Origin of the sequence: Kribbella sp. ALI-6-A, assembly GCF_001984195.1 — a bacterium.
In the GTDB taxonomy this organism is placed as follows: Bacteria; Actinomycetota; Actinomycetes; order Propionibacteriales; family Kribbellaceae; genus Kribbella.
This window is the reverse complement of record NZ_MTQN01000012.1, coordinates 798,148-817,102: the sequence shown is the minus strand read 5'-3', so window position 1 is coordinate 817,102 and position 18,955 is coordinate 798,148. Positions and strand designations below refer to the sequence as shown.

At 68.8% G+C, this 18,955-nt stretch carries 18 protein-coding genes, 1 tRNA gene and 1 other RNA gene; 15 read left to right on the top strand and 5 right to left on the bottom strand.

Going from position 1 to position 18,955, the window contains the following annotated elements; genetic code table 11:
* The first annotated feature begins 6 nt into the window (after positions 1-6).
* On the top strand, positions 7-1,329 hold the full coding sequence (locus BWI15_RS30410) for a tyrosine-type recombinase/integrase (RefSeq protein ID WP_083751108.1): 1,323 nt from the start codon (positions 7-9) through the stop codon (positions 1,327-1,329).
* A gap of 146 nt (positions 1,330-1,475) precedes the next feature.
* Here the strand turns inward: BWI15_RS30410 and BWI15_RS30405 are convergent.
* Positions 1,476-1,563 (bottom strand) — tRNA-Ser (locus BWI15_RS30405).
* Positions 1,564-1,665: 102 nt separating this feature from the next.
* Between BWI15_RS30405 and BWI15_RS30400 the strand changes: the two genes are divergently transcribed.
* Both BWI15_RS30400 and BWI15_RS30395 read left to right on the top strand, forming a co-directional pair.
* Positions 1,666-2,310 (top strand): CatB-related O-acetyltransferase, encoded by a 645-nt coding sequence (locus BWI15_RS30400; protein ID WP_077017971.1) that lies wholly within the window; start codon positions 1,666-1,668, stop codon positions 2,308-2,310.
* The gene (locus tag BWI15_RS30395; protein ID WP_077017970.1) at positions 2,292-3,272 is read left to right on the top strand and encodes a GNAT family N-acetyltransferase; all 981 of its coding nucleotides are present in this window, start codon (positions 2,292-2,294) and stop codon (positions 3,270-3,272) included. The genes BWI15_RS30400 and BWI15_RS30395 overlap by 19 nt, the downstream gene beginning before the upstream one ends.
* An 81-nt stretch (positions 3,273-3,353) precedes the next feature.
* Here BWI15_RS30395 and BWI15_RS30390 read toward each other — a convergent pair whose 3' ends face one another.
* Positions 3,354-4,169, bottom strand: a complete 816-nt coding sequence (locus BWI15_RS30390) for a TIGR03620 family F420-dependent LLM class oxidoreductase (RefSeq protein ID WP_077019402.1) — start codon at positions 4,167-4,169, stop codon at positions 3,354-3,356.
* Positions 4,170-4,308: 139 nt separating this feature from the next.
* Between BWI15_RS30390 and ffs the strand changes: the two genes are divergently transcribed.
* Together ffs and nadE are read left to right on the top strand one after the other, a co-directional pair.
* Positions 4,309-4,405, top strand: an RNA gene (ffs, locus tag BWI15_RS30385) — signal recognition particle sRNA small type.
* Between the two features lie 345 nt (positions 4,406-4,750).
* A complete protein-coding gene (gene nadE / locus BWI15_RS30380) occupies positions 4,751-5,566 on the top strand; it encodes an ammonia-dependent NAD(+) synthetase (RefSeq protein ID WP_077017969.1) in 816 nt (271 codons plus the stop codon).
* A 7-nt stretch (positions 5,567-5,573) separates the two neighbouring features.
* Here nadE and BWI15_RS30375 read toward each other — a convergent pair whose 3' ends face one another.
* Positions 5,574-6,443, bottom strand: coding sequence for an alpha/beta fold hydrolase (locus tag BWI15_RS30375; RefSeq protein ID WP_077017968.1), 870 nt, complete (start codon positions 6,441-6,443; stop codon positions 5,574-5,576).
* 94 nt (positions 6,444-6,537) lie between these two features.
* On the opposite strand from BWI15_RS30375, the gene BWI15_RS30370 reads away from it, so the two are divergent.
* Positions 6,538-7,710 carry an acyl-CoA dehydrogenase family protein gene (locus BWI15_RS30370; RefSeq protein WP_077017967.1) on the top strand — a complete coding sequence of 391 codons (1,173 nt, stop codon included), beginning with the start codon at positions 6,538-6,540 and terminating at the stop codon, positions 7,708-7,710.
* 3 nt (positions 7,711-7,713) lie between these two features.
* On the opposite strand, the gene BWI15_RS30365 is transcribed toward BWI15_RS30370, so the two are convergent.
* Positions 7,714-8,112 carry a hypothetical protein gene (locus BWI15_RS30365; RefSeq protein ID WP_077017966.1) on the bottom strand — a complete coding sequence of 133 codons (399 nt, stop codon included), beginning with the start codon at positions 8,110-8,112 and terminating at the stop codon, positions 7,714-7,716.
* A gap of 2 nt (positions 8,113-8,114) precedes the next feature.
* Positions 8,115-8,582 carry a MarR family winged helix-turn-helix transcriptional regulator gene (locus BWI15_RS30360; RefSeq protein WP_077017965.1) on the bottom strand — a complete coding sequence of 156 codons (468 nt, stop codon included), beginning with the start codon at positions 8,580-8,582 and terminating at the stop codon, positions 8,115-8,117.
* A gap of 130 nt (positions 8,583-8,712) precedes the next feature.
* Here BWI15_RS30360 and BWI15_RS30355 point away from each other — a divergent pair, with 130 nt between their 5' ends.
* The 9 genes from BWI15_RS30355 (at position 8,713) to BWI15_RS30315 (ending at position 18,946) form a co-directional block, all read left to right on the top strand.
* Positions 8,713-10,338: a long-chain fatty acid--CoA ligase gene (locus tag BWI15_RS30355; RefSeq protein WP_077017964.1), complete on the top strand. Its 1,626-nt coding sequence runs from the start codon at positions 8,713-8,715 to the stop codon at positions 10,336-10,338.
* A gap of 73 nt (positions 10,339-10,411) precedes the next feature.
* The gene (gene rfbA, locus BWI15_RS30350; protein WP_077017963.1) at positions 10,412-11,287 is read left to right on the top strand and encodes a glucose-1-phosphate thymidylyltransferase RfbA; all 876 of its coding nucleotides are present in this window, start codon (positions 10,412-10,414) and stop codon (positions 11,285-11,287) included.
* A 470-nt stretch (positions 11,288-11,757) separates the two neighbouring features.
* Positions 11,758-12,075 carry a hypothetical protein gene (locus tag BWI15_RS39750; RefSeq protein ID WP_077017962.1) on the top strand — a complete coding sequence of 106 codons (318 nt, stop codon included), beginning with the start codon at positions 11,758-11,760 and terminating at the stop codon, positions 12,073-12,075.
* Positions 12,076-12,085: 10 nt separating this feature from the next.
* Positions 12,086-15,250 carry a DNA polymerase III subunit gamma and tau gene (locus tag BWI15_RS30340; protein ID WP_237771527.1) on the top strand — a complete coding sequence of 1,055 codons (3,165 nt, stop codon included), beginning with the start codon at positions 12,086-12,088 and terminating at the stop codon, positions 15,248-15,250.
* A gap of 707 nt (positions 15,251-15,957) precedes the next feature.
* Positions 15,958-16,350 (top strand): YbaB/EbfC family nucleoid-associated protein, encoded by a 393-nt coding sequence (locus BWI15_RS30335; RefSeq protein WP_237771638.1) that lies wholly within the window; start codon positions 15,958-15,960, stop codon positions 16,348-16,350.
* 1 nt (position 16,351) lies between these two features.
* On the top strand, positions 16,352-16,951 hold the full coding sequence (recR, locus tag BWI15_RS30330) for a recombination mediator RecR (protein ID WP_077017959.1): 600 nt from the start codon (positions 16,352-16,354) through the stop codon (positions 16,949-16,951).
* A complete protein-coding gene (locus tag BWI15_RS30325; protein ID WP_077017958.1) occupies positions 16,944-17,588 on the top strand; it encodes a DUF5063 domain-containing protein in 645 nt (214 codons plus the stop codon). The genes recR and BWI15_RS30325 overlap by 8 nt, the downstream gene beginning before the upstream one ends.
* Before the next feature lie 81 nt (positions 17,589-17,669).
* On the top strand, positions 17,670-18,323 hold the full coding sequence (locus tag BWI15_RS30320) for a hypothetical protein (protein ID WP_077017957.1): 654 nt from the start codon (positions 17,670-17,672) through the stop codon (positions 18,321-18,323).
* A 47-nt stretch (positions 18,324-18,370) separates the two neighbouring features.
* A complete protein-coding gene (locus BWI15_RS30315; RefSeq protein ID WP_077017956.1) occupies positions 18,371-18,946 on the top strand; it encodes a TetR/AcrR family transcriptional regulator in 576 nt (191 codons plus the stop codon).
* Positions 18,947-18,955: the final 9 nt, after the last annotated feature.

Below are 18,955 nucleotides of genomic sequence, written 5' to 3'. Positions count from 1 at the left end.
TTCTCAGTGAGCGATGACAAAGGGAAGCGTCACAAGAATCCCGATGGCCGGTCGACCATCTACCTCGGCAAGGATGGCTATTGGCATGGCCGCGTCACGATGGGCGTCAAGGATGACGGGACGCCCGATCGGCCGCACGTGAAGCGCCGGGACAAGGATGATGTTGTCGCGCGGGTCGCGGAACTGGAGAAGCAGCGCGACAGCGGCAAGGTGCGCCGTACCGCGACGAAGAAGTGGACCGTTGCTGAATGGCTCACTCACTGGCTGACAATCGTCCGGCCGAACCTCCGGGACGGTGCCTACGACGCCTACGAAGTTGCGGTCCGGGTGCACCTCATTCCTGGCCTGGGCGCTCACAAGCTCAACAAATTGCTCCCCGAACACCTAGAGCGCTTCTACACGAAGATGCAGGAGAACGGGTCCTCGGCAGGTACCGCGCATCAGGCTCACCGCACCATTCGTACGGCTTTGGGAGAGGCTGAGAAACGTGGGGCGCTGACGGCTGACAACCCAGCGGAGAAAGCGAATGCACCGCGCCTCGACTTGGAGGAAGAGGACGAGGTGGACCCGTACAGCCTGGAGGAGATTCAGGCGATCTTGCTGGAGGCGGGTAAGCGCCGGAATCACGTGCGGTGGGCGATCGCGCTCGCACTCGGATTGCGGCAGGGGGAGGCGCTGGGGCTGAAGTGGTCGGATATCGACCTGGACAGCGGCGTCCTGAAGGTTCGGCGGAGCCTGAATCGTCCGAAGTACAAGCACGGTTGTGATGGTTCCTGCGGGCGCAGCCCGGGACGTTGCAAGGAGCGGCAGCTCTCGCGGTCGCAGACCTCGCCTACCAAGTCGCGCGCTGGCCGACGCACGATCGGACTGCCGTCTGAGCTGACCGAGATTCTTCGTCAGCACAAGGAGGAGCAGGCTGTCGAGCGGGTGACTGCCCGGCAGCTCTGGAAGGAGGAGGGCTGGGTGTTCGCGAAGCGCACCGGTGAGTGTCTGAGCCCGAACATGGACTACCGGGAGTGGAAGGACATCCTGGCGGCTGCCGGTATCCGTGAGGGTCGATTGCACGATGCCCGGCACACTGCCGCGACCGTCCTCCTTCTGCTCGGAGTGCCCGAGCGCGCTGTGATGGACGTCATGGGCTGGTCGTCATCCTCGATGGTGAAGCGCTACCAGCACATCACCGCGCCGGTCCGGATGGACATCGCTGAACGGGTGGGCGGGTTCATCTGGGCCAAGCCGAAGGGCAAGGCCGGGAAGAAGTCAAAGGGGAAGAAGCGGAAAAAGGGACGCGGTGACGACGGCTCGGCTGGGCTTCCGATACCCGCCTGAGAAGTGTCGTTGAGACCCTCGTTGAGACCCTGGGACGAAAAGAGGGGCCGGGCGCTGAGCGTCCGGCCCCTCTGTCGTTCTCGCCTCTAGAGGGGGGAATCACGCTCTGACCTGCGGAAACGTGACTCCTGGAGCCTCTAGGAAGCTGGCGGAGGATACGAGATTCGAACTCGTGAGGGGTTGCCCCCAACACGCTTTCCAAGCGTGCGCCCTAGGCCTCTAGGCGAATCCTCCAAGCGGAGAGGATACGCGAGCTGGCCGGGCGGGGGGAAATCGGGGGTTGGGGGAGGGAAAATCGGAGGCTGGGGGCCGGGGCGGGGTTCTAGGGTCGGGGGCATGGTTGGAGTGCCTGATCCTGATGTTGTTCGGCCGGTGGTGGGGGCGGACCGGGTGGTGTTGCTGAAGCCGCTGGTGCGGTCGGAGTTGATCGAGGTGGGGGACTACTCCTACTACGACGACCCGGACGATCCGGAGGCGTTCGAGACGCGGAACGTGCTGTACCACTACGGGCCGGAGAAGTTGCGGATCGGGAAGTACTGCGCGCTCGGCACCGGTACGACGTTCGTGATGAACGGGGCCAACCACCGGATGGACGGGCCCTCGACGTATCCGTTCCCGATCATGGGTGGGGACTGGGCGGAGCACTTCGACCTGATCACGGGGTTGCCGGGACGTGGCGACACGGTGGTCGGCAACGACGTGTGGTTCGGGTACGGCTCGACCGTGATGCCGGGGGTGCGGATCGGGCACGGTGCGATCATCGCGTCCCGCGCGGTCGTGGTCGACGACGTGTTGGACTACGCGATCGTCGGGGGCAACCCGGCGAAGGTGATCCGGCGCCGGTTCAGTGACGAGGATGTCGAGCGGCTGCTCGCGGTCGCCTGGTGGGACTGGCCGGCGGAACTCGTCACGAAGCACGTCCCGGCGATCATGTCCGGCAGCATCGACGAGCTGGAGGCCGCATGGAACTCCGCCCGATAGAACCGGCGGACGTCGACGCCGTGCAGGCGCTGATCGAGTCCGACCCCGGGTACACCGAGCGCATCACGGGCTACCCACCTGGTCCGGCAGATGCGCAGAGCTTGCTGATGATGCGGCCCGAGATGCTGGCCGAGGAGGCGAAGGTTGTCCTCGGTGGTTTCGAGGGCGACGAACTGGTCGCGCTGGTCGATCTGCTGCGCGGCTACCCGGACCCGTCGTACGCGTTCATCGGGCTGCTCCAGGTGCGGGGTGATCGCCAGGGTTGCGGGATCGGGCGTACGGCGTACCGGCTGGTCGAGCGGTTCGTCGAGAACACCTGGCCCGAGGTACGGCGCCTTCGGCTGGCTGTCGTGGACACGAACGCGAAGCAGGCCGCGCCGTTCTGGTTTCGGCAGGGGTTCGAGCCGACGGGCGAGGCGAAGCCGTACCAGTACGACCAGCTCACCTCGACCGCTCGCCTGTACGAGAAGCCGCTCTGCTGGAGTCACCCGCACCTCGCCGTAGGGGAATCGGGGATCGCGGGGCAGGGGCTGTTCGCCACCGCGCCGATCGCCGCGGGTGAGGTCGTCGCGGTGCTGGCCGGGCGCAAGGTGTCGACCGCCGAACTGAACGAGCTGCTGCAGCATCCGCCGGTCGACACGATCACGCTCGAGGACGACCTGCACCTGGTCCTGCCCGGCGATCCGCGTCCCGTCATTGCTTATGGCAACCACAGCTGCGACCCGAACACCTGGTGGACCGACGCCGTCACCCTGACCGCCCGCCGGGACATCGTGGCCGGCGAGGAGGTCACCAGCGACTACGGTACAAGCACAGGCGTCGAGGACTGGCAGATGAGGTGCTCGTGCGGCTCCGACCTCTGCCGTGGCGTCATCACCGGATCCGACTGGCAGCGCCCGGAACTACAGGACCGGTACGGCGACCACTGGATCCCGGCCCTGCGCGCTCGGCAGAGCGGCTGAGTTCGCTCCTCGACCAGAGGCTGAGTTCGGTCTTCGACCAGAGGCTGAGTTCGGTCCTCGGCCAGTCGGCGAACGCAGCCGCTAAAGCAGCATCGGCGCCAGCGCGCGCCACTGCTCGATCGGCTGCGGCCCGGTCACCCCGGTCAGAATGTTGACGGCGACGTGGTCGGCGCCGGCCTCCAGGTGCTCGCGCAACTGGTCGGCGATCTGCTCCGGCGTGCCCCATGCCGTCAGCGCGTCGACCATGCGATCCGGCAGCTCGGCCAGGTCGCTGTCGCTGAACCCCATCCGCCGGAGGTTTGCCGCGTAGCCGGGCAGCGTGACGAAGAAGCTGATCGGCTCCCGAGCGATGGCGCGCGCTCGCTCGGCGTCGGTCTCCACCACCGTCAGGTGACTCACCGCCAGCAGCTTGTCAGCTCCCAGGATCGCCCGAGCACTTGCCGTGTACTCCGAGGTCACCAGGAACGGGTACGCCCCGGCAGTCCGGTCGCGAGCCAGCTCCAGCATGCGCGGCCCGAGCGCCGCGAGCAGGCGGTGCTCCTCCGGTACGGCGCCCAGCCGGTCGAGGTACTCCCTGACCGTGGCCACGGGCCGAGCCCCGTGCGCTCCACCCAATCCCACGGTGAACCGCCCCGGGGCCTCGGCCTCGAGAGCCGAGTACGTCGCAGCGACGTCGTCCGGCTCGTACGAGTCGACCGACAGGATCCCGCTCACGAACCTGATCCTGTTCGTTGCCTCGACCAGGTCCCGGATCGTCTGCAGTCCCGGCAACGGTCCACCCGACAACCAGATCGCCGGGTAGCCCAACTCTTCAGCTACCCGAGCCGCCTCGATCGACTCCGGCGAACTCGTCAACCCAGTGGTGATCCCGAACGGCCCGAACGAGAGTTTCGTCACGGCGCCCACTTTAGGTCGCGCGTCCTAGCTGGAGGTCGGGTCCCTGTTCGGTCGCGGGGTGCTCGGCGAGCGCGGCAGACGCCGTCCGTCGGCCTGGGGGTCGATTCCCGGTTCCACCCCGCAATCCCGTACACTCTCTGCTGGTTCCCCGCGTGGCGGTATCTCGCCCAACTCCCCCAGGGCCGGAAGGCAGCAAGGGTAAGTGAGCTCTTCCGGGTGCGCGGGGAATCCTTATGTCCGGCCCCGGCCAGTCCGTACGTCGTACGCCGCGTCGGCACAACCGCGTGGGCTGGGCGATCCTGCCGCTGCGCAGCTCCCGGCGCGCCGGTCATGGTCGACTTCAACCCGCCGCCGATGCATAGCTCCCGGAGCGGGCGCCGCTCGTACTTGCGCAGGAACGTGCCTCCTCCCGCGCGGCACTTGGCCGTCCGACACTGCCGTGCCAGGTCACAAGTGCCCGGCCGGCAGCCGCGGCACCGCGTCGCGGCCGCTTGCCGCATCTCGTCCCGCGGGTCGGCGTGAGGGTCGGGGGAATGGGCACCTGATACTGGAGACCAGGATTCGACCGGTGAGGGAGATCGATGAGCGAGGACCGTCGCTATCTGCAGGAACTGATCATCGCTGAGCTCGACGTGTCGCCGTCGTTCGATGCTGATCTGGAGATCGAGCGGCGCGTGGCCTTCCTCGCCGATCGGCTGCGGCTGGCGGGATCGACGGTGTACGTGCTGGGAATCAGCGGTGGCGTCGACTCCAGCGTCGCCGGGCGGCTGTGCCAGCTGGCGGTCGAGCGGGTCCGGGCCGACGGCGGCGACGCGAGGTTCGTTGCGATGCGGCTCCCGTACGGCGTGCAGCACGACGAGGACGACGCCAAGCGGGCGCTCGAGTTCATCAAGCCGGACGAGACGCTGACGGTCGACATCAAGCCCGCGACGGACGCGATGGTTGCCGCGGTCACGCATGCCGGTCTCGGCGAACGGGCGGACTTCCATGCCGGCAACATCAAGGCACGGCAGCGGATGATCGCGCAGTACGCCGTCGCCGGTGCCCGCGGAGGACTGGTCGTTGGCACCGACCACGCGGCTGAGGCCGTGATGGGCTTCTACACCAAGTACGGCGACGGCGCGTGCGACCTGACGCCGCTGTCCGGGCTGAACAAGCGCCGCGTCCGCACGATCGGCGAACGCCTCGGCGCCCCGCCCGAGATCACCGGCAAGGTCCCCACCGCCGACCTCGAGTCCGACCGGCCGGGCATTCCCGACGAAGCCGTTCTGGGTGTCACCTACGACCAGATCGACGACTTCCTCGAAGGCCGCGAGATCGACGCCGAGGCCGCCGAGATCATCATCGCCACGCACCGGCGCACCGCGCACAAGCGAGCCGTTCCCATCGCGGTCTGATCTCAGCTCACCGGAGAAGGAAGTCGCTGACGGCAGCGGCGTACGCCTCGGGTTGCTCGGCGTGGACGAAATGGCCCGCGCCTGTGAAGAGTTGATAGGTGCCGTGGAGAACATCAGTCTGGAAATGGTGAATCTCCTCAGGGCTGGTGACGGGGTCGTGTTCGCCTTTGACGAGCAGGGCCGGCGCGGACAGTTGGTGCAGCAGCGGGAGTAGGGACTCGTTGAAGCCGGCCGTGTGGGTGATGGTCTCCGCGAAGTAGCCCGCGCGGTCCTGGATCTCGTCGGGGAGATCGCCGGACGGAAGCTTGAGGTCATGGGACGCCGGGCCGAGGTAGATCTCCATCCGGCGTTCCCCGAGCTGGTGCAGCAGACTCGTCCGTTCGATCCACATCTCGGTGGTTGCGGGACCCGACCAGCCCAAGAGTTCGTCGGCCGCGTCCCGCAGGCCGAACTCCGTGAGCAGGGGCAGGGCGGACTCGACCAGGGTGCGAGTGGCCAAGACCATGTCCCACGGTGGATTCTCGAAGATCACGTGGCTCACCGACGACGGATGGTTAGCCGCGTAGCGCAGCGCGAGACGGCCGCCGTACGAGTGGCCGAGCACGGCCCATCGCGCGAACCCGAGGTGCTCCCGCAGCGCCTCGAAGTCCGCGATCAGCATGTCCTCGGTGACAGGTCCGTCGATGGGATCGGAGTGCTGGACACCGCGCTGGTCGACGCCGATCAGCCGGAGCCGCTCGGCCAGTCGATCCCCTTGGAAGGCGAGGAAGTCGAACGACCCCGCGCCGGGGCCGCCGTGCAGGTAGAGCAGAGGCAGCGCGTCGGCCGCACCCCGCTGGTCGACGTACAGGCGAGTTCCGCGAATCTCGGTCAGCATGTGATCGAGGCTAGATCGGCCTAGGGTGGCAAAGAAGGAACTCAACAGGCACTCTTCAGGCATTCTTCCGGACGCAGAACGCAGGAGGCGTTGCATGGTCGACTTCTCGCTCACCGAGGAACAGCAGGCGATCCGGGCCACCACTCGCGAGTTCGTCCGGCGGGAGCTGATGCCGCTGGAGAACGACGTCCTGCGGCGGGAGCGAGAGGGCCTGCCCGGCGTCGAGCCCGAGGCCGTAAAAGCCCTGCGGGAGAAGGCGAAAAGCTTCGGGTTCTGGGGGCTGAGCACACCCGAGGAGTACGGCGGGATGAACCTGTCGGCGGTCGACCAGGCGCTGATCACCAGCGAACTCGGCCGGACCTTCGTGCCGTTCTCCTTCGGCGGCGAGGCCGACAACATCCTCTACGAGTGCAACGAGCAGCAGCGCAAGGAGTACCTGCTGCCGACGATCTCCGGCGAGCGCAGGTCCTGCTTCGCGATCACCGAACCGGGCGCGGGGTCGGACACACGGGCGATCCGGACGACGGCCCGGCGCGACGGTGACGAGTGGGTGATCCGCGGCGAAAAGACGTTCATCACCGGCGGCAACGAGGCCGACTTCGCGATCGTGATCGCGGTGACGGACGCGGAGCTGGGGTCGAAAGGCGGGTTCACCGCGTTCCTGGTCGATCGCGATCGCGGCTGGACGTCGGACCCGATCGTGACGATGGGCCAGGCGGTTCCGGCGACGCTCAACTTCGACGACGTGCGAGTGCCGGCCGATCATGTGCTCGGCGAGATCGGCCAGGGGTACGAGCTGGCGATGCGATGGATCATGAAGGGGCGGTTCCTGATTCCCGCGCGCGGCATCGGGGCCTGCGAGCGCCTGCTGGAGCTGGCGATCGAGCACGCGAACAGCCGGGAGACGTTCGGCCGTGCGATCGCCGACAACCAGGCGATCCAGTGGATGATCGCCGACTCGGAGGTCGAGCTGGAGGCGGCCCGCTGGCTCGTCCTGTACGCCGCGTGGGTGGTCGACCAGGGCCGCCACCCGCAGCACGACAGCGCGATCGCCAAGCTCTACGGCACCAACACGGTCAACCGGGTCGCTGACCGGGTCCTGCAGATCCACGGCGGCATGGGGTACACCAAGGAGCTACCGATCGAGCGGTGGTTCCGTGAGGTCCGGTTGTGGCGCATCTTCGAGGGCACCGACGAGATGCAGCGGCTGATCATCTCCCGCGATCTGCTCCGCGGCTACCGCAAGCCGGGGGCGCACTTCCAGTAGGAATCAGGCGGCGCGGGCCAGCTGGCTGAGGCGGTTGGTGAGGCGGCCCAGGCGGACGGCGGCGATTCCCCGGTACGCCGGCCGCAGCACGGCGGCGAGCGGGCCGGACTGGCTGAACCCGTGGGTCACCTCGCCGTCCGGCCCGATCATCCAGCTGGCGGTCTCGTGGAACCCCGGCACCTCCCAGACGAACTCCACCCGGTCCGGCTCGATCACCGTGTACGTCAGCCGGCCGGTGAAGCGCGGACGCACACGCAGCGCGTACGGCGTACCGACGGTCGGCGTGGCCGGTCCGTCGACGGAGACGAAGGCCTCGTTCCATTCGGGCAGCGCGCGTGCGTCGAGCAGCGCGTGCCGGATCGCGGTGCGGGAAGCGGGGATCGTCGAGCTTGCGTACTCCATGACTATTTCTCCTTCACGGTGTCGCGCCGGCGGGCCAGGGCCGCACCGGCGGGAAAGGCCTCGGCGACGGCTCGCAGCGTGCTGATGGTTTCGTCGACGGGCAGTCCGGCGGTCAGCTCCGCGATCCGCCGGTGCAGCCGCTCCTCGGCGGTGACGACGCGCCGGCAGAGCTGACGGCCGCGCGAGGTGAGGCTGAGCGCGAGATAACGCCGGTCGACCTTGTCGATCTCGCGCCGTACGAGTCCTTGGCCGACCAGTCGCTCGACCAGGCGGCTGGGGCTCGTGCCCGTTTCGCAGACCAGCAGACCGCCGAGCGCGTTGAGGGTCAGCGGGCCGTGGTCGCGCAGAACCCGCAGTACTTCGGCCTGGGACGGGGTGATGCCGAGCGGGCGGAGATCGGCGGCGAGCAGGCGATTTCCCTCGCGCTGGATCGCGAGCACCAGGTATCGCAGCTCTTCCGCCGGCTTCACCCGCAATAGATTACACGACACGTATGTTGTGACATCTATCTGACCCGATGGGATGAGTTCCTGAAAAGTGCGTACTGAGTGCCTGATGAGGTCATGGTCAAGGCGCCACTGGAACTGGCACAGTGGGGTCATGAAGGGTCTGATGCAGGACTACCAGCTGTCCCTGGACACCATCTTCCGCCGGGCGGAGCAGTTCTTCCCGGACAAGACCGTGCACACCGGCGGCCCGGCGCCCACGACCATGACGTACGGCGAGTGGGCCGCGCGGACCAGGCGCCTCGGCGGTGTGCTCGACAATCTGGGCATCAGCGCCGACGGTCGCGTCGGCACGTTCGCGTGGAACTCGGGGCGGCACCTCGAGCTGTACTTCGCCGCGCCTTGCACAGGCCGGGTCCTGCACACGCTGAACATCAGGCTCTTCCCCGATCAGGTCGTGTACATCGCCAACCATGCCGAGGACGAGGTCGTCTTCGTGGACCGCTCGCTGCTGGGGCTTTTCCTCCCGCTGCTGGACCGGTTGCCGCTCCTGCGGCATGTGGTCGTGATGGACGACCTGCCGGCCGGCGCTCCGGCCGTGGAGCTTCCGGACGACGACCGGTTCCACGACTACGAGGAGCTGCTGGCGGCCGCGGAGCCGGTCGAGTTCCACGTCGAGGACGAGAACCAGGCGGCCGCGATGTGCTACACGAGCGGGACGACGGGCCATCCCAAGGGCGTCGTCTACTCGCACCGCTCGACCTGGCTGCACTCGATCGGCGTCCTGACGAATGCGGGCCTCGGGTTGCACGAGACCGACACGGTGATGCCCGTGGTCCCGATGTTCCACGCGAATGCGTGGGGGCTGGCGCACGCGGCGCCGATGGCGGGGGCGAATCTGGTGTTCCCGGGGCCGGACATGTCGCCGCAGGGCATCCTGAAACTGCTGCAGGAGCAGGAGGTCACGCTGTCCGCCGGCGTACCGACCATCTGGCAGGGACTGCTGCCGTTGCTCGATGGCGTCGAGTTGCCGAAGCTGCGGCGGATCCCGTGTGGTGGTTCGGCTGTGCCGCTCGCGTTGTCGGAGGCGTTCCGCGAGAAGCTGGGCAAGCCGATCCTGCAGGCGTGGGGCATGACGGAGACCAGCCCGGTTGCGACGGCCTCGCACGTGCCGGTCCGCGATCAGGAGCTACCGGAGGAAGAGCAGGCCAAGCTGCGGGCCCGGCAGGGACTGCCGTTGCCGGGCGTCGAGGTTCGCATCGTGGAGCCGGGATCGATCACACAGTTGCCGTGGGACGACGAGGCGACCGGCGAGCTGCAGGTCCGCGGGCCGTGGATCGCGGCCGAGTACTACCGGCCGGACGCGGGCGTCGAGCTGAACACCGAGGACGGCTGGATGAAGACCGGCGACGTCGCGGCGATCGACCAGTACGGATCGGTGCGGCTGGTCGACCGGACGAAGGATCTGGTGAAGTCCGGTGGCGAGTGGATCAGCTCCGTGGAGCTGGAGAACCTGTTGATGGCCCACCCGGCGGTCAAGGAGGCGGCCGTGATCGGCGTACCGCATCCGAAGTGGGACGAGCGGCCGCTGGCCTGTGTGGTGCTGCAGGAGGGCGAGTCGGTCACGGGTGAGGAGATCCTGGCGTACCTCGAGCCGCTGGTCGCGAAGTGGTGGCTGCCGGATGCGGTCGAGTTCATCGACGAGGTGCCGAAGACGTCGGTCGGCAAGTTCTCGAAGAAGGACCTGCGGACCCGGTTCGCGGAGTATCACATGGAGTGAACGGTGAGCTCTGCCGGCAGTGGACCAGTGCTCGATGTGGCATGGACCGCCAACGTCGGTAAGGTGCGGTCGCATGCGAGGGATCATCCTGGCCGGCGGTTCCGGCACCCGACTGCACCCGATCACGATGGCAGCGAGCAAGCAACTGCTCCCCGTCTACGACAAGCCGATGATCTACTACCCGCTGTCCACGCTGATGCTGGCGAACATCCGCGAGGTACTGGTCATCACCACGCCGGACGACGCGCCGCAGTTCCAGCGGCTGCTCGGGGACGGTTCGCAGTTCGGGATGGAGATCTCGTACGCCGTGCAGCCGAGCCCTGATGGGCTGGCCCAGGCGTTCCTGATCGGCGAGCAGTTCATCAAGGACGAGCCGGTCGCGCTCGCGCTCGGTGACAACATCTTCTACGGGCCCGGGCTCGGGGTGCACCTGCAGACCTTCAACGACGTCGACGGCGGTGTGGTGTTCGCCTACCGGGTCGCGGATCCGACGGCGTACGGGGTGGTCGAGTTCGACGCCGAGGGCCGGGCGCTGAGCATCGAGGAGAAGCCGAAGGAGCCCAAGAGCAACTACGCCGTACCGGGGCTGTATTTCTACTCCGCCGACGTGGTCGACATCGCCAAGGAGATCAAGCCCTCCGCCCGCGGCGAGCTGGAGATCTCCTCGGTGAACGAGGTGTACCTGGACGCCAAGCGCCTGCAGGTCGAGGTGCTGCCGCGCGGTACGGCGTGGCTGGACACCGGGACGTTCGACTCGCTGATGGCGGCCGGGGAGTTCGTCCGGGCGGTCGAGATGCGGCAGGGGCAGAAGATCGGCTGCCCGGAGGAGATCGCCTGGCGGCGCGGGTTCATCGACGACGCGGGCCTGCTGCGGCGTGCCGACACGCTCGCCAAGTCCGGCTACGGCACGTACCTGCACGGGTTGCTGGAAGAGGGCCCGCACGCCTGACGGACGACGGCCCGCAGGGCTGACGGACGAAGGCCCGCAGGGCTGGCGCGCAAGGCCCCAGGGCTGACGGACGAGGGCCCGCCGGGCTGACGGGCACGGGCCGCGGGGCTGGCCGGCTGGTTGGCGGAGAGGGGCTTCCGCGCTGGTCGGCGGCGGCGCGATTTCGCCAGACACGTCGGGGGACCGAAACTACGGTTTCGTGCCATGACAGCAGCCGAGGACATTCTGGACCGGTTCTACCAAGCCGAGGCGGAGTACGTCGCCGCCGGAGGACGTGGGCGGGGCGACTTCGGCCCTGTCGCGGCGGTGCTGCATCCCGACGTCTGCCTCTGGACGCAGCCGGGCCTGCCGTACGGCGGTGTCTGGCGTGGCCGGGAAGGGATCGAGAACTTCCTCGCGAGTTCAGTGCGACCTGGTCGGAGCTGGACATCCTCTCGACGTCGAAGGTCGCCGACGGGGAGCAGGTCGCGGTGCACCTCCAGGTCAGGTTCACGGCGCGGGCCACCGGGCGCGCGCTGGAGACGTCGATCGTGCAGTTGAACCGGGTCCGCGACGGCCTGGTCACGGAGTTCCGCACCTACTACTGGGACTCGGCCGCGATCAGTGCCGTGACCAGCCGGGAGCTGTCGGAGCCGGGGTGGCGGATCGATGAGGTGCTCGTGCCGACCGGTGCGCACGCGCGTGCGTACGGCGTACGAGGTGATGGGGGTCGTGACCTGCTGGGGGCGGTGACCGCTTCGGGACGGGTGGTTGTGGGTTGGGGAGGAAATGTCGGGGCTCGGCGCTAGGGTTGCGGTCGTGGAAGCACCTCTTGCGTTGTACCGCCGGTATCGCCCGGAGACGTTTGCCGAGGTGATCGGGCAGGACCATGTCACGGCACCGCTGCGCAACGCGTTGAGCAACAACCGGGTGAACCACGCCTATCTGTTCTCCGGACCGCGCGGCTGTGGCAAGACCACCAGTGCGCGGATCCTGGCCCGGGCGATCAACTGCGAGAAGGGCCCGATCGCCGAGCCGTGCGGGGTGTGCAAGTCCTGTACCGACCTGGCGCGCGGCGGGCCGGGCAGCATCGACGTGATCGAGATCGACGCCGCCTCGCACGGTGGCGTCGATGACGCGCGCGACCTGCGCGAGCGGGCGTTCTTCGCGCCGGTCGAGAGCCGCTACAAGATCTACATCATCGACGAGGCGCACATGGTCACGACGCAGGGCTTCAACGCCCTGCTGAAGCTGGTCGAGGAGCCGCCGCCGCACCTGAAGTTCATCTTCGCCACCACCGAGCCCGACAAGGTGATCGGGACGATCCGGTCCCGCACCCATCACTACCCGTTCCGCCTGGTCCCGCCGAAGACCCTCGGCGACTACATGGCGACGCTGTGCGAGGCCGAAGGTGTTGCGATCGCCCCGGCCGCTCTGCCGCTGGTGGTGCGAGCCGGTGCGGGGTCGGTGCGTGACTCGCTGAGCGTGCTCGACCAGCTGATCGGCGGCGCGGGGCCGGAGGGCGTGACGTACGAGCTGGCCGTCGCGCTGCTCGGGTTCACGCCGGACTCGCTGCTGGACGCGTGCGTGGACGGATTCGCGGCGCACGACAGCCGAGCCGTGTTCGAGACGATCGAGAAGGTGATCGAGACCGGGCAGGACCCGAAGCGATTCGCGGAGGACCTGCTGCGGCGACTGCGTGACCTGGTGATTCTGTCGGCGGTGCCGAACGCGGTCGCTTCCGGACTGATCGAGGCGGCGGAGGACCAGGGCGAGCGACTGCAGACCCAGGCGGCTGGGATCGGGCCGGCTGAGCTGACGCGTGCCGCTGACATCGTCGCGGCCGGGTTGCTGGAGATGCGGGGAGCGACGGCGCCTCGGCTCCAGCTGGAACTGATCTGCGCAAAGGTACTGCTGCCCGGCGCGGACGACTCGACCAACGGCATTCAGGCTCGGTTGGACCGGATGGAGCGTCGGCTGACGATCGGCGTGCCTGCCGGTACGGCGGACGCGGCGCCTGCGGGTGGAGTGGGCGGTGGTGCGCCTGCGGGTGGTGCGGTTGGTGGAGCTGACGTGGCTGTGGCTGGGCCGGGTGGCGCTGCTGGAGCTGCCGGTGGTGGGCGCGGGCCTGCGGCGGCTGCTGGTGGCGGGGCTCCGGCTGATGGCGGAGCTGGTGAGGCGGAGGGATCCGGCGGCTCGGCCGCGGGTGCGGCGGCTGCTTCTGGTCCGGCAGGTGGCTCAGATACGGCGAGGGCGGCGACTCCGGCGGGTGGAGCCGGCTCCTCCGCTGGCGCAGGCCCTGCAGGTGGAGCAGGCGCTTCGGGTACGGCGGGCTCTGCGGGTGGTTCGTCCGCGGCGACTGGTGCTGGCTCCGGGCGTAGTGCTGGCGCTTCCGGTGGGCAGGCGGGTTCGGGCGGCGCTGGCGGACTGGCGTCCGGTGGTGGCAATCGCACTGGGGCTTGGGCTGATGAGTCCGGTTCGGCGTCAGGTGTGGGTTCGCAGTCGCCGGCGGCTGCTCAGGTGGCTCCGGCTGCTGCGGCGCCGATCTCGACCGGTTCCGTGGGGCTGGCGGATGTTCGGCGGTTGTGGCCTCAGGTGCTGGAGGCCGTGAAGACCAAGCGGCGGTTCGCGTGGATCATGCTGAGCCAGAACGCGCAGGTCATCGCCATTGACGACCAGACGTTGACGCTGGGGCTGGTGAACGCGGGCGCTCGGGAGAGCTTCGCGCGGTCGGGCAGTGACGAGATCCTGCGGCAGGCGATGATCGACACGATCGGGATCAGCCGGCGGGTCGAGGCCGTGGTCGATCCGTCGACCGACCCGGGGGCCGGGACGGGTGCTGCGCCTGCGCCGTCGGCGCCGCCGAGTTCGTCGTGGGATCAGGGGGCTTCGGCGAGCAATCAGCCTGGGGTGTCGAGTGCGAGTGGTTCGTACGGCGGTGGCGCGGGCTCCACGGGCGGGGCGCCGGGTGGTGCTGGGGCGTATGACGCTTCGGGAGGCGCGGCCGGGCAGGGTGGGCCGGGTGGTTCGGGGTACGACGTGGCGGGTTCTGCGGGCCCGGGTGGTCCGGGGTACGACGCGGCAAGTTCTGCGAGCTCGGGTGGTCCGGGGTATGACGCGGCGGGTCCTGCGAGCGGGGCGGCGGGTGTTGCCGGGGGTGTGTCCGGGGCAGGGGTGTCGGGTCCTGGCAGCTCGGGCGGAGCGGGCGCTAGTACAGCGATTGCCGGTGCGGCTGGAAGTGAAGGTGCCGGTGCGGCAGGGCTTGGAGGTCCTGGTGGCGCGGCTGGGCCGGGTGGGGCTGCTGGTTCGGGCTCCGGCGGTGCGGCGGGCTCCGGCGGGGTCGCTGGTTCTGGCGGTGTTGCTGGTTCCGGCGGTGTGGGTGGTCCCGGCGGTTTGACCGGTCCGGCTGGTGCCGGCGGTGGAGTTGGTGCCGGAGCGGGTGGTCCTGGGGCAGGTTCCGCAGCGTCGGGTGTGCACGGCGTTCCGTCGGGAACTTCCGGGTCGGACTGGGGTGATGGAGCGGCTGGTCCGGGGGCGGGCGCCGGAAGTCCTGAGGCTGCTGCTGGTGCAGGGCCGTCCTTCGGTTCCGGCAACGGGCCCGGCGGTGAAATGGATGCATCCACAGGCGCCGGTGGAGCGGCGGTTGCCGTGCAGGATGCGCCGGGTGGCGCGAGTCCGGCGGTTCGCGGGCCGCTTCAGGGGGATCAGCAGGCGGGTGGACCGCCGGCGCCCTCGGCAGCTCCGGAGGTGGATCGGCGCGAGCAGGCTGCCAGCAAGCGGCGAGCGGCTGAGGCCGCCGTCGCGGCGGAGCAGGCGCGGAAGGCCGCGGTGGCACCGACGGTGCAGGAAGCGCCGTTGACGCCCGAGGAAGAAGCCGAGGCGATCGGCGAGGACGACATCGTGCTGGAAGAGGATTCCCGCTCGCACACCGATCTGCTGCGCGAGACACTCGGGGCACAGATCATCACCGAAGAGCCGAACTGATCGACGGCAGTTCTCGGCTGCTGACATTGAAGAAGCCGCCTGTCTGTGGACAGGTGGCTTCGGCATGCCCGGGCCCAGGCGCCACCCGAGGGAGGCACGCGCGGGACGCCGACCGGCACAACACCGCCGGCGGCGGAGAAGACGCCGACCCGGCACGACACCGCCGGCGGCGGAAATGAGAACAGCCGACGCGACCCGAATGGCACGCGTCCGCACCGGTTCGGGCCGCCGTCACGCCGAAGGCGGCGTACAGCAGGCACCCCGGGCTCGGTGACTCGTCCACGTCCGCACCGCTGGTCCCGCAGCCGTCGACTTGCGCGAGGTCGGCGCCGGCCGCGGATGCGGGGTGGCACACCGGTCCGGCCGATGCACCAGACGTGATTGCACAAGCGACCCAGTCAAGGCGGATGGACGGCGTCCCGGCGTACAGCCGACCCTTCAACGACGGATTTCAACAGGTTGTCCACAGCGCCTCTGTGTATTTGTGGACAAAACCCCCGCCGCCGAACCCGCCTAAGTGTGCACATCTTCTCCACATCCTGTGGATAACCCGGGTCCACACCTTGTGGACACCTATCGGTTTCCGCTCGGTGGTTGCCTGCCGCTGGGGTTGTCGGGGAGACCGGCTAGGCTCAGGGGCAAGCGGAACAGTCCGACGGGAGATCTCGGTGTTCGACGGTGGCGGTGGGCAGGGCGGCGGCTTCGACATGTCCGAGCTGCTGGCGCAGGCGCAGGCGATGCAGAACCAGCTGATGGAAGCTCAGGCCAACCTGGAGAACCAGGAGGTCGAGGGCACCGCGGGTGGTGGCCTGGTGACCGCGATGGTGTCGGGGACCGGTGAGTTGCTCAGCCTGACGATCAACCCGAAGGCCGTGGATCCGGACGACACCGAGACGCTGGCCGACCTGATCGTGGCCGCCGTACGGGACGCCTCGGAGAACGCCAAGGAGGTTGCGGCCCGGGCGATGGGTCCGTTGGCCGGTGGTCTGGGTGGAGGTCTGCCCGGACTCGGCGGAGGTCCGGACGCTCTGCCGGGCAACGACCAGGGCCCCATCGGGTTCACCCGGCCGGGCGGTCAGCCCGGTCAGAACCCGGGCTGACGTGTACGAAGGGGCCGTCCAGGACCTCATCGACGAGCTCGGCCGACTGCCCGGCGTCGGTCCGAAGTCCGCGCAGCGCATCGCGTTCCACCTGCTCGCCGCCGACGAGACCGACGTCCGCCGGCTGGCCCACGTGCTGGTGCAGGTCAAGGAGAAGGTCAAGTTCTGCGAGATCTGCGGCAACGTCTCCGAGGAGACGCAGTGCCGGATCTGCCGTGACCCGCGCCGCGACCTCGCGCTGATCTGCGTGGTCGAGGAGGCCAAGGACGTGGTCGCGATCGAGCGGACGCGGGAGTTCCGGGGCCGCTACCACGTGCTCGGCGGGGCGATCTCGCCGATCGAGGGGATCGGACCGGACGAGCTGCGGATCCGTGAACTGATGCAAAGGCTGGCCAGCGGCGAGGTGACGGAGATCATTCTCGCCACCGATCCGAACCTCGAAGGTGAGGCGACCGCCACCTATCTGAGCCGGTTGCTCCGGCCCATGGGGTTGCGCGTCACCCGTTTGGCCAGTGGACTACCTGTAGGCGGTGATCTCGAGTACGCCGACGAGGTCACACTCGGACGGGCGTTTGAAGGGCGACGATCGATCGATGACTGACTCAACCGATATTGCGGAACGCGCGTTGGACACCGACAACGAGGACCTGACCGAGTTCGCCGAACAGATCGCCGACCAGGTGCAGAGCTTCCTGATCTCGGTGCGCGACATCGCGGCGCAGCCGGACGAGGACGGTGTCGACGAGGGTCTCGCCTCGCTGCCGTACCTGCTGCTCGAGGTCAGCCAGTTGCTGCTGGCCGGTGGCCGGCTGGGCGCGTTCGAGGACTTCGTACCGGCCGAGCGTTTCGAGAGCGACGCCGGTCCGGACCCGGACCTGGACGCCATGCGCGACCGGCTGGCGGTGCTGTTCGAAGGGCTCGACGAGTACGCCGAGGTCTTCGACCCGTACGCCGCGCCGCCGGAGATCACCGTCAACCGGCTCTCCGACGACCTGACCGCGATCGCGAACGACCTGGTGCACGGGCTCGCCCACTACCAGTCCGGCCGGATCATCGAGGCGCTGTGGTGGTGGCAGTTCTCCTACGTCTCCACCTGGGGCGCGGCCGCGAGCGCTGTCCTGCGGGCGATCCAGTCGCTCATCGCTCACGACCGGCTGGAGCCGGCGCACGACCCGGAGACCGAGGCGTCTGATCGGGAGCTGGTCGAGGTGGCCGAGGAAGTCGTCCAGCGCCGCTGACCACCAGCACCACCACCCGGCCCGTTGGGGAGCCACGCGGCCGGTGGTGGAGCCGCGGCACCGAACCGGTTGAATGGCCGGGTGTCCGTTCATGAACTCATCGCCCGGCTGCCCGACGTCGCGACCGTCCTGCGGGTGAGCCGCGCGCTCGCGGTGCTCGACCTGATCGTCTGCGAGGACCCGGCCTACCGGTACTACTCGTTCGACGCGCGCTGGTCCGCGACCGAGGAGGCCGCGTTGATGGTCGACGGGACCGGTGACGAGTACTCGCTGGTGTTCTCGCCCGACGGCGTCTTCGCCCGGGGGCTGGCGCACGAGTCGCCGATGTCTCCGTACAGCAACCACGGGGAGTTGTGGCCCGGCCTGCTCGACGGGGTCCCGGCGGAGCTGCACGCGGCGCGCGACGAGCCGGCCTTTCGGGACGACGAGGACGGCGTACTGAATGCGACGGTCTGCTTCTGGCGTACGCCGGCCGACGAGGGCTGGGTCTGTGGGCCGGTCGAGCCGCACGGCGACGACGGCGCCGAGCGCTTGTTCGGGCTGCTGACCGAGGGCCCCGACGCGTATCTCACCTTCGCCGAGGACAACTACGAGGTCGCGCTGGACCTGGACGCGGTCCGGCACGTCTACGCGCTGATGCCGCTCACCGAGTACGTCGTCACCTCGCTCAACCGCAGCCGCCGGCTCGCCGACCTCAAGGACGACATCGCCGAGATCGGCTACCCACGCAGCTGATCCACGTTCTGAACTGATCGATACAAAACCCTGCTAACATCGGTCACATGGCCCGACCGAGAACGTTCGACGAGGACGCCGCGACCGACGCGGCGATGCGTGCCTTCTGGACGAACGGCTACGAGGGGACGTCGACGCAAGATTTGTGCGATGCGACCGGGCTGGGTCGCAGCAGCATCTACAACACGTTCGCGGGCAAGCACGAGCTGTTCGAGCGCTCGCTCGCGCGCTACATCGAGCGGAAGACCGGCAGCACGCTGGAGTTGCTGGCCAGTGACCTTCCGGTGGCGGAGAAGCTCCGCACGATCCTGTACGGCGCTGTCGACCCGCCCGCGGACGAGCCGCCGGGCTGTCTGGTGGTCAACTCCCTGATCGAACTCGGGCCGCACGACGTGGTGATCGCCGCGCAGTTGCGCGCGGACGCGCAGGTGCGCCTGGCCGCGCTGACGACGGCGATCGAGGCCGGTCAACGCGCCGGGGAGATCGCGCCGGACAAGGATGCCGCGAACCTGGCGCAGTTCGTCGTCGCGACGATCAGCGGGCTCCGGGTGCTGGCTCGCGGCGGCGCCGGCCGTACCGAGCTCGCGGCGGTCGCCGACACCGCGCTGACCGCCCTGTCCTGAACCCCCTGT

Excerpts from the sequence above, each read along its gene's own strand:
- BWI15_RS30400 (WP_077017971.1), top strand. The coding sequence starts at position 1,666 with ATGGTTGGAGTGCCTGATCCTGATGTTGTTCGGCCGGTGGTGGGGGCG.
- BWI15_RS30395 (WP_077017970.1), top strand. The coding sequence starts at position 2,292 with ATGGAACTCCGCCCGATAGAACCGGCGGACGTCGACGCCGTGCAGGCG.
- nadE (WP_077017969.1), top strand. The coding sequence starts at position 4,751 with ATGAGCGAGGACCGTCGCTATCTGCAGGAACTGATCATCGCTGAGCTC.
- BWI15_RS30375 (WP_077017968.1), bottom strand. The coding sequence starts at position 6,443 with ATGCTGACCGAGATTCGCGGAACTCGCCTGTACGTCGACCAGCGGGGT.
- BWI15_RS30370 (WP_077017967.1), top strand. The coding sequence starts at position 6,538 with ATGGTCGACTTCTCGCTCACCGAGGAACAGCAGGCGATCCGGGCCACC.
- BWI15_RS30365 (WP_077017966.1), bottom strand. The coding sequence starts at position 8,112 with ATGGAGTACGCAAGCTCGACGATCCCCGCTTCCCGCACCGCGATCCGG.
- BWI15_RS30355 (WP_077017964.1), top strand. The coding sequence starts at position 8,713 with ATGAAGGGTCTGATGCAGGACTACCAGCTGTCCCTGGACACCATCTTC.
- rfbA (WP_077017963.1), top strand. The coding sequence starts at position 10,412 with ATGCGAGGGATCATCCTGGCCGGCGGTTCCGGCACCCGACTGCACCCG.
- BWI15_RS30335 (WP_237771638.1), top strand. The coding sequence starts at position 15,958 with ATGTCCGAGCTGCTGGCGCAGGCGCAGGCGATGCAGAACCAGCTGATG.
- BWI15_RS30325 (WP_077017958.1), top strand. The coding sequence starts at position 16,944 with ATGACTGACTCAACCGATATTGCGGAACGCGCGTTGGACACCGACAAC.
- BWI15_RS30315 (WP_077017956.1), top strand. The coding sequence starts at position 18,371 with ATGGCCCGACCGAGAACGTTCGACGAGGACGCCGCGACCGACGCGGCG.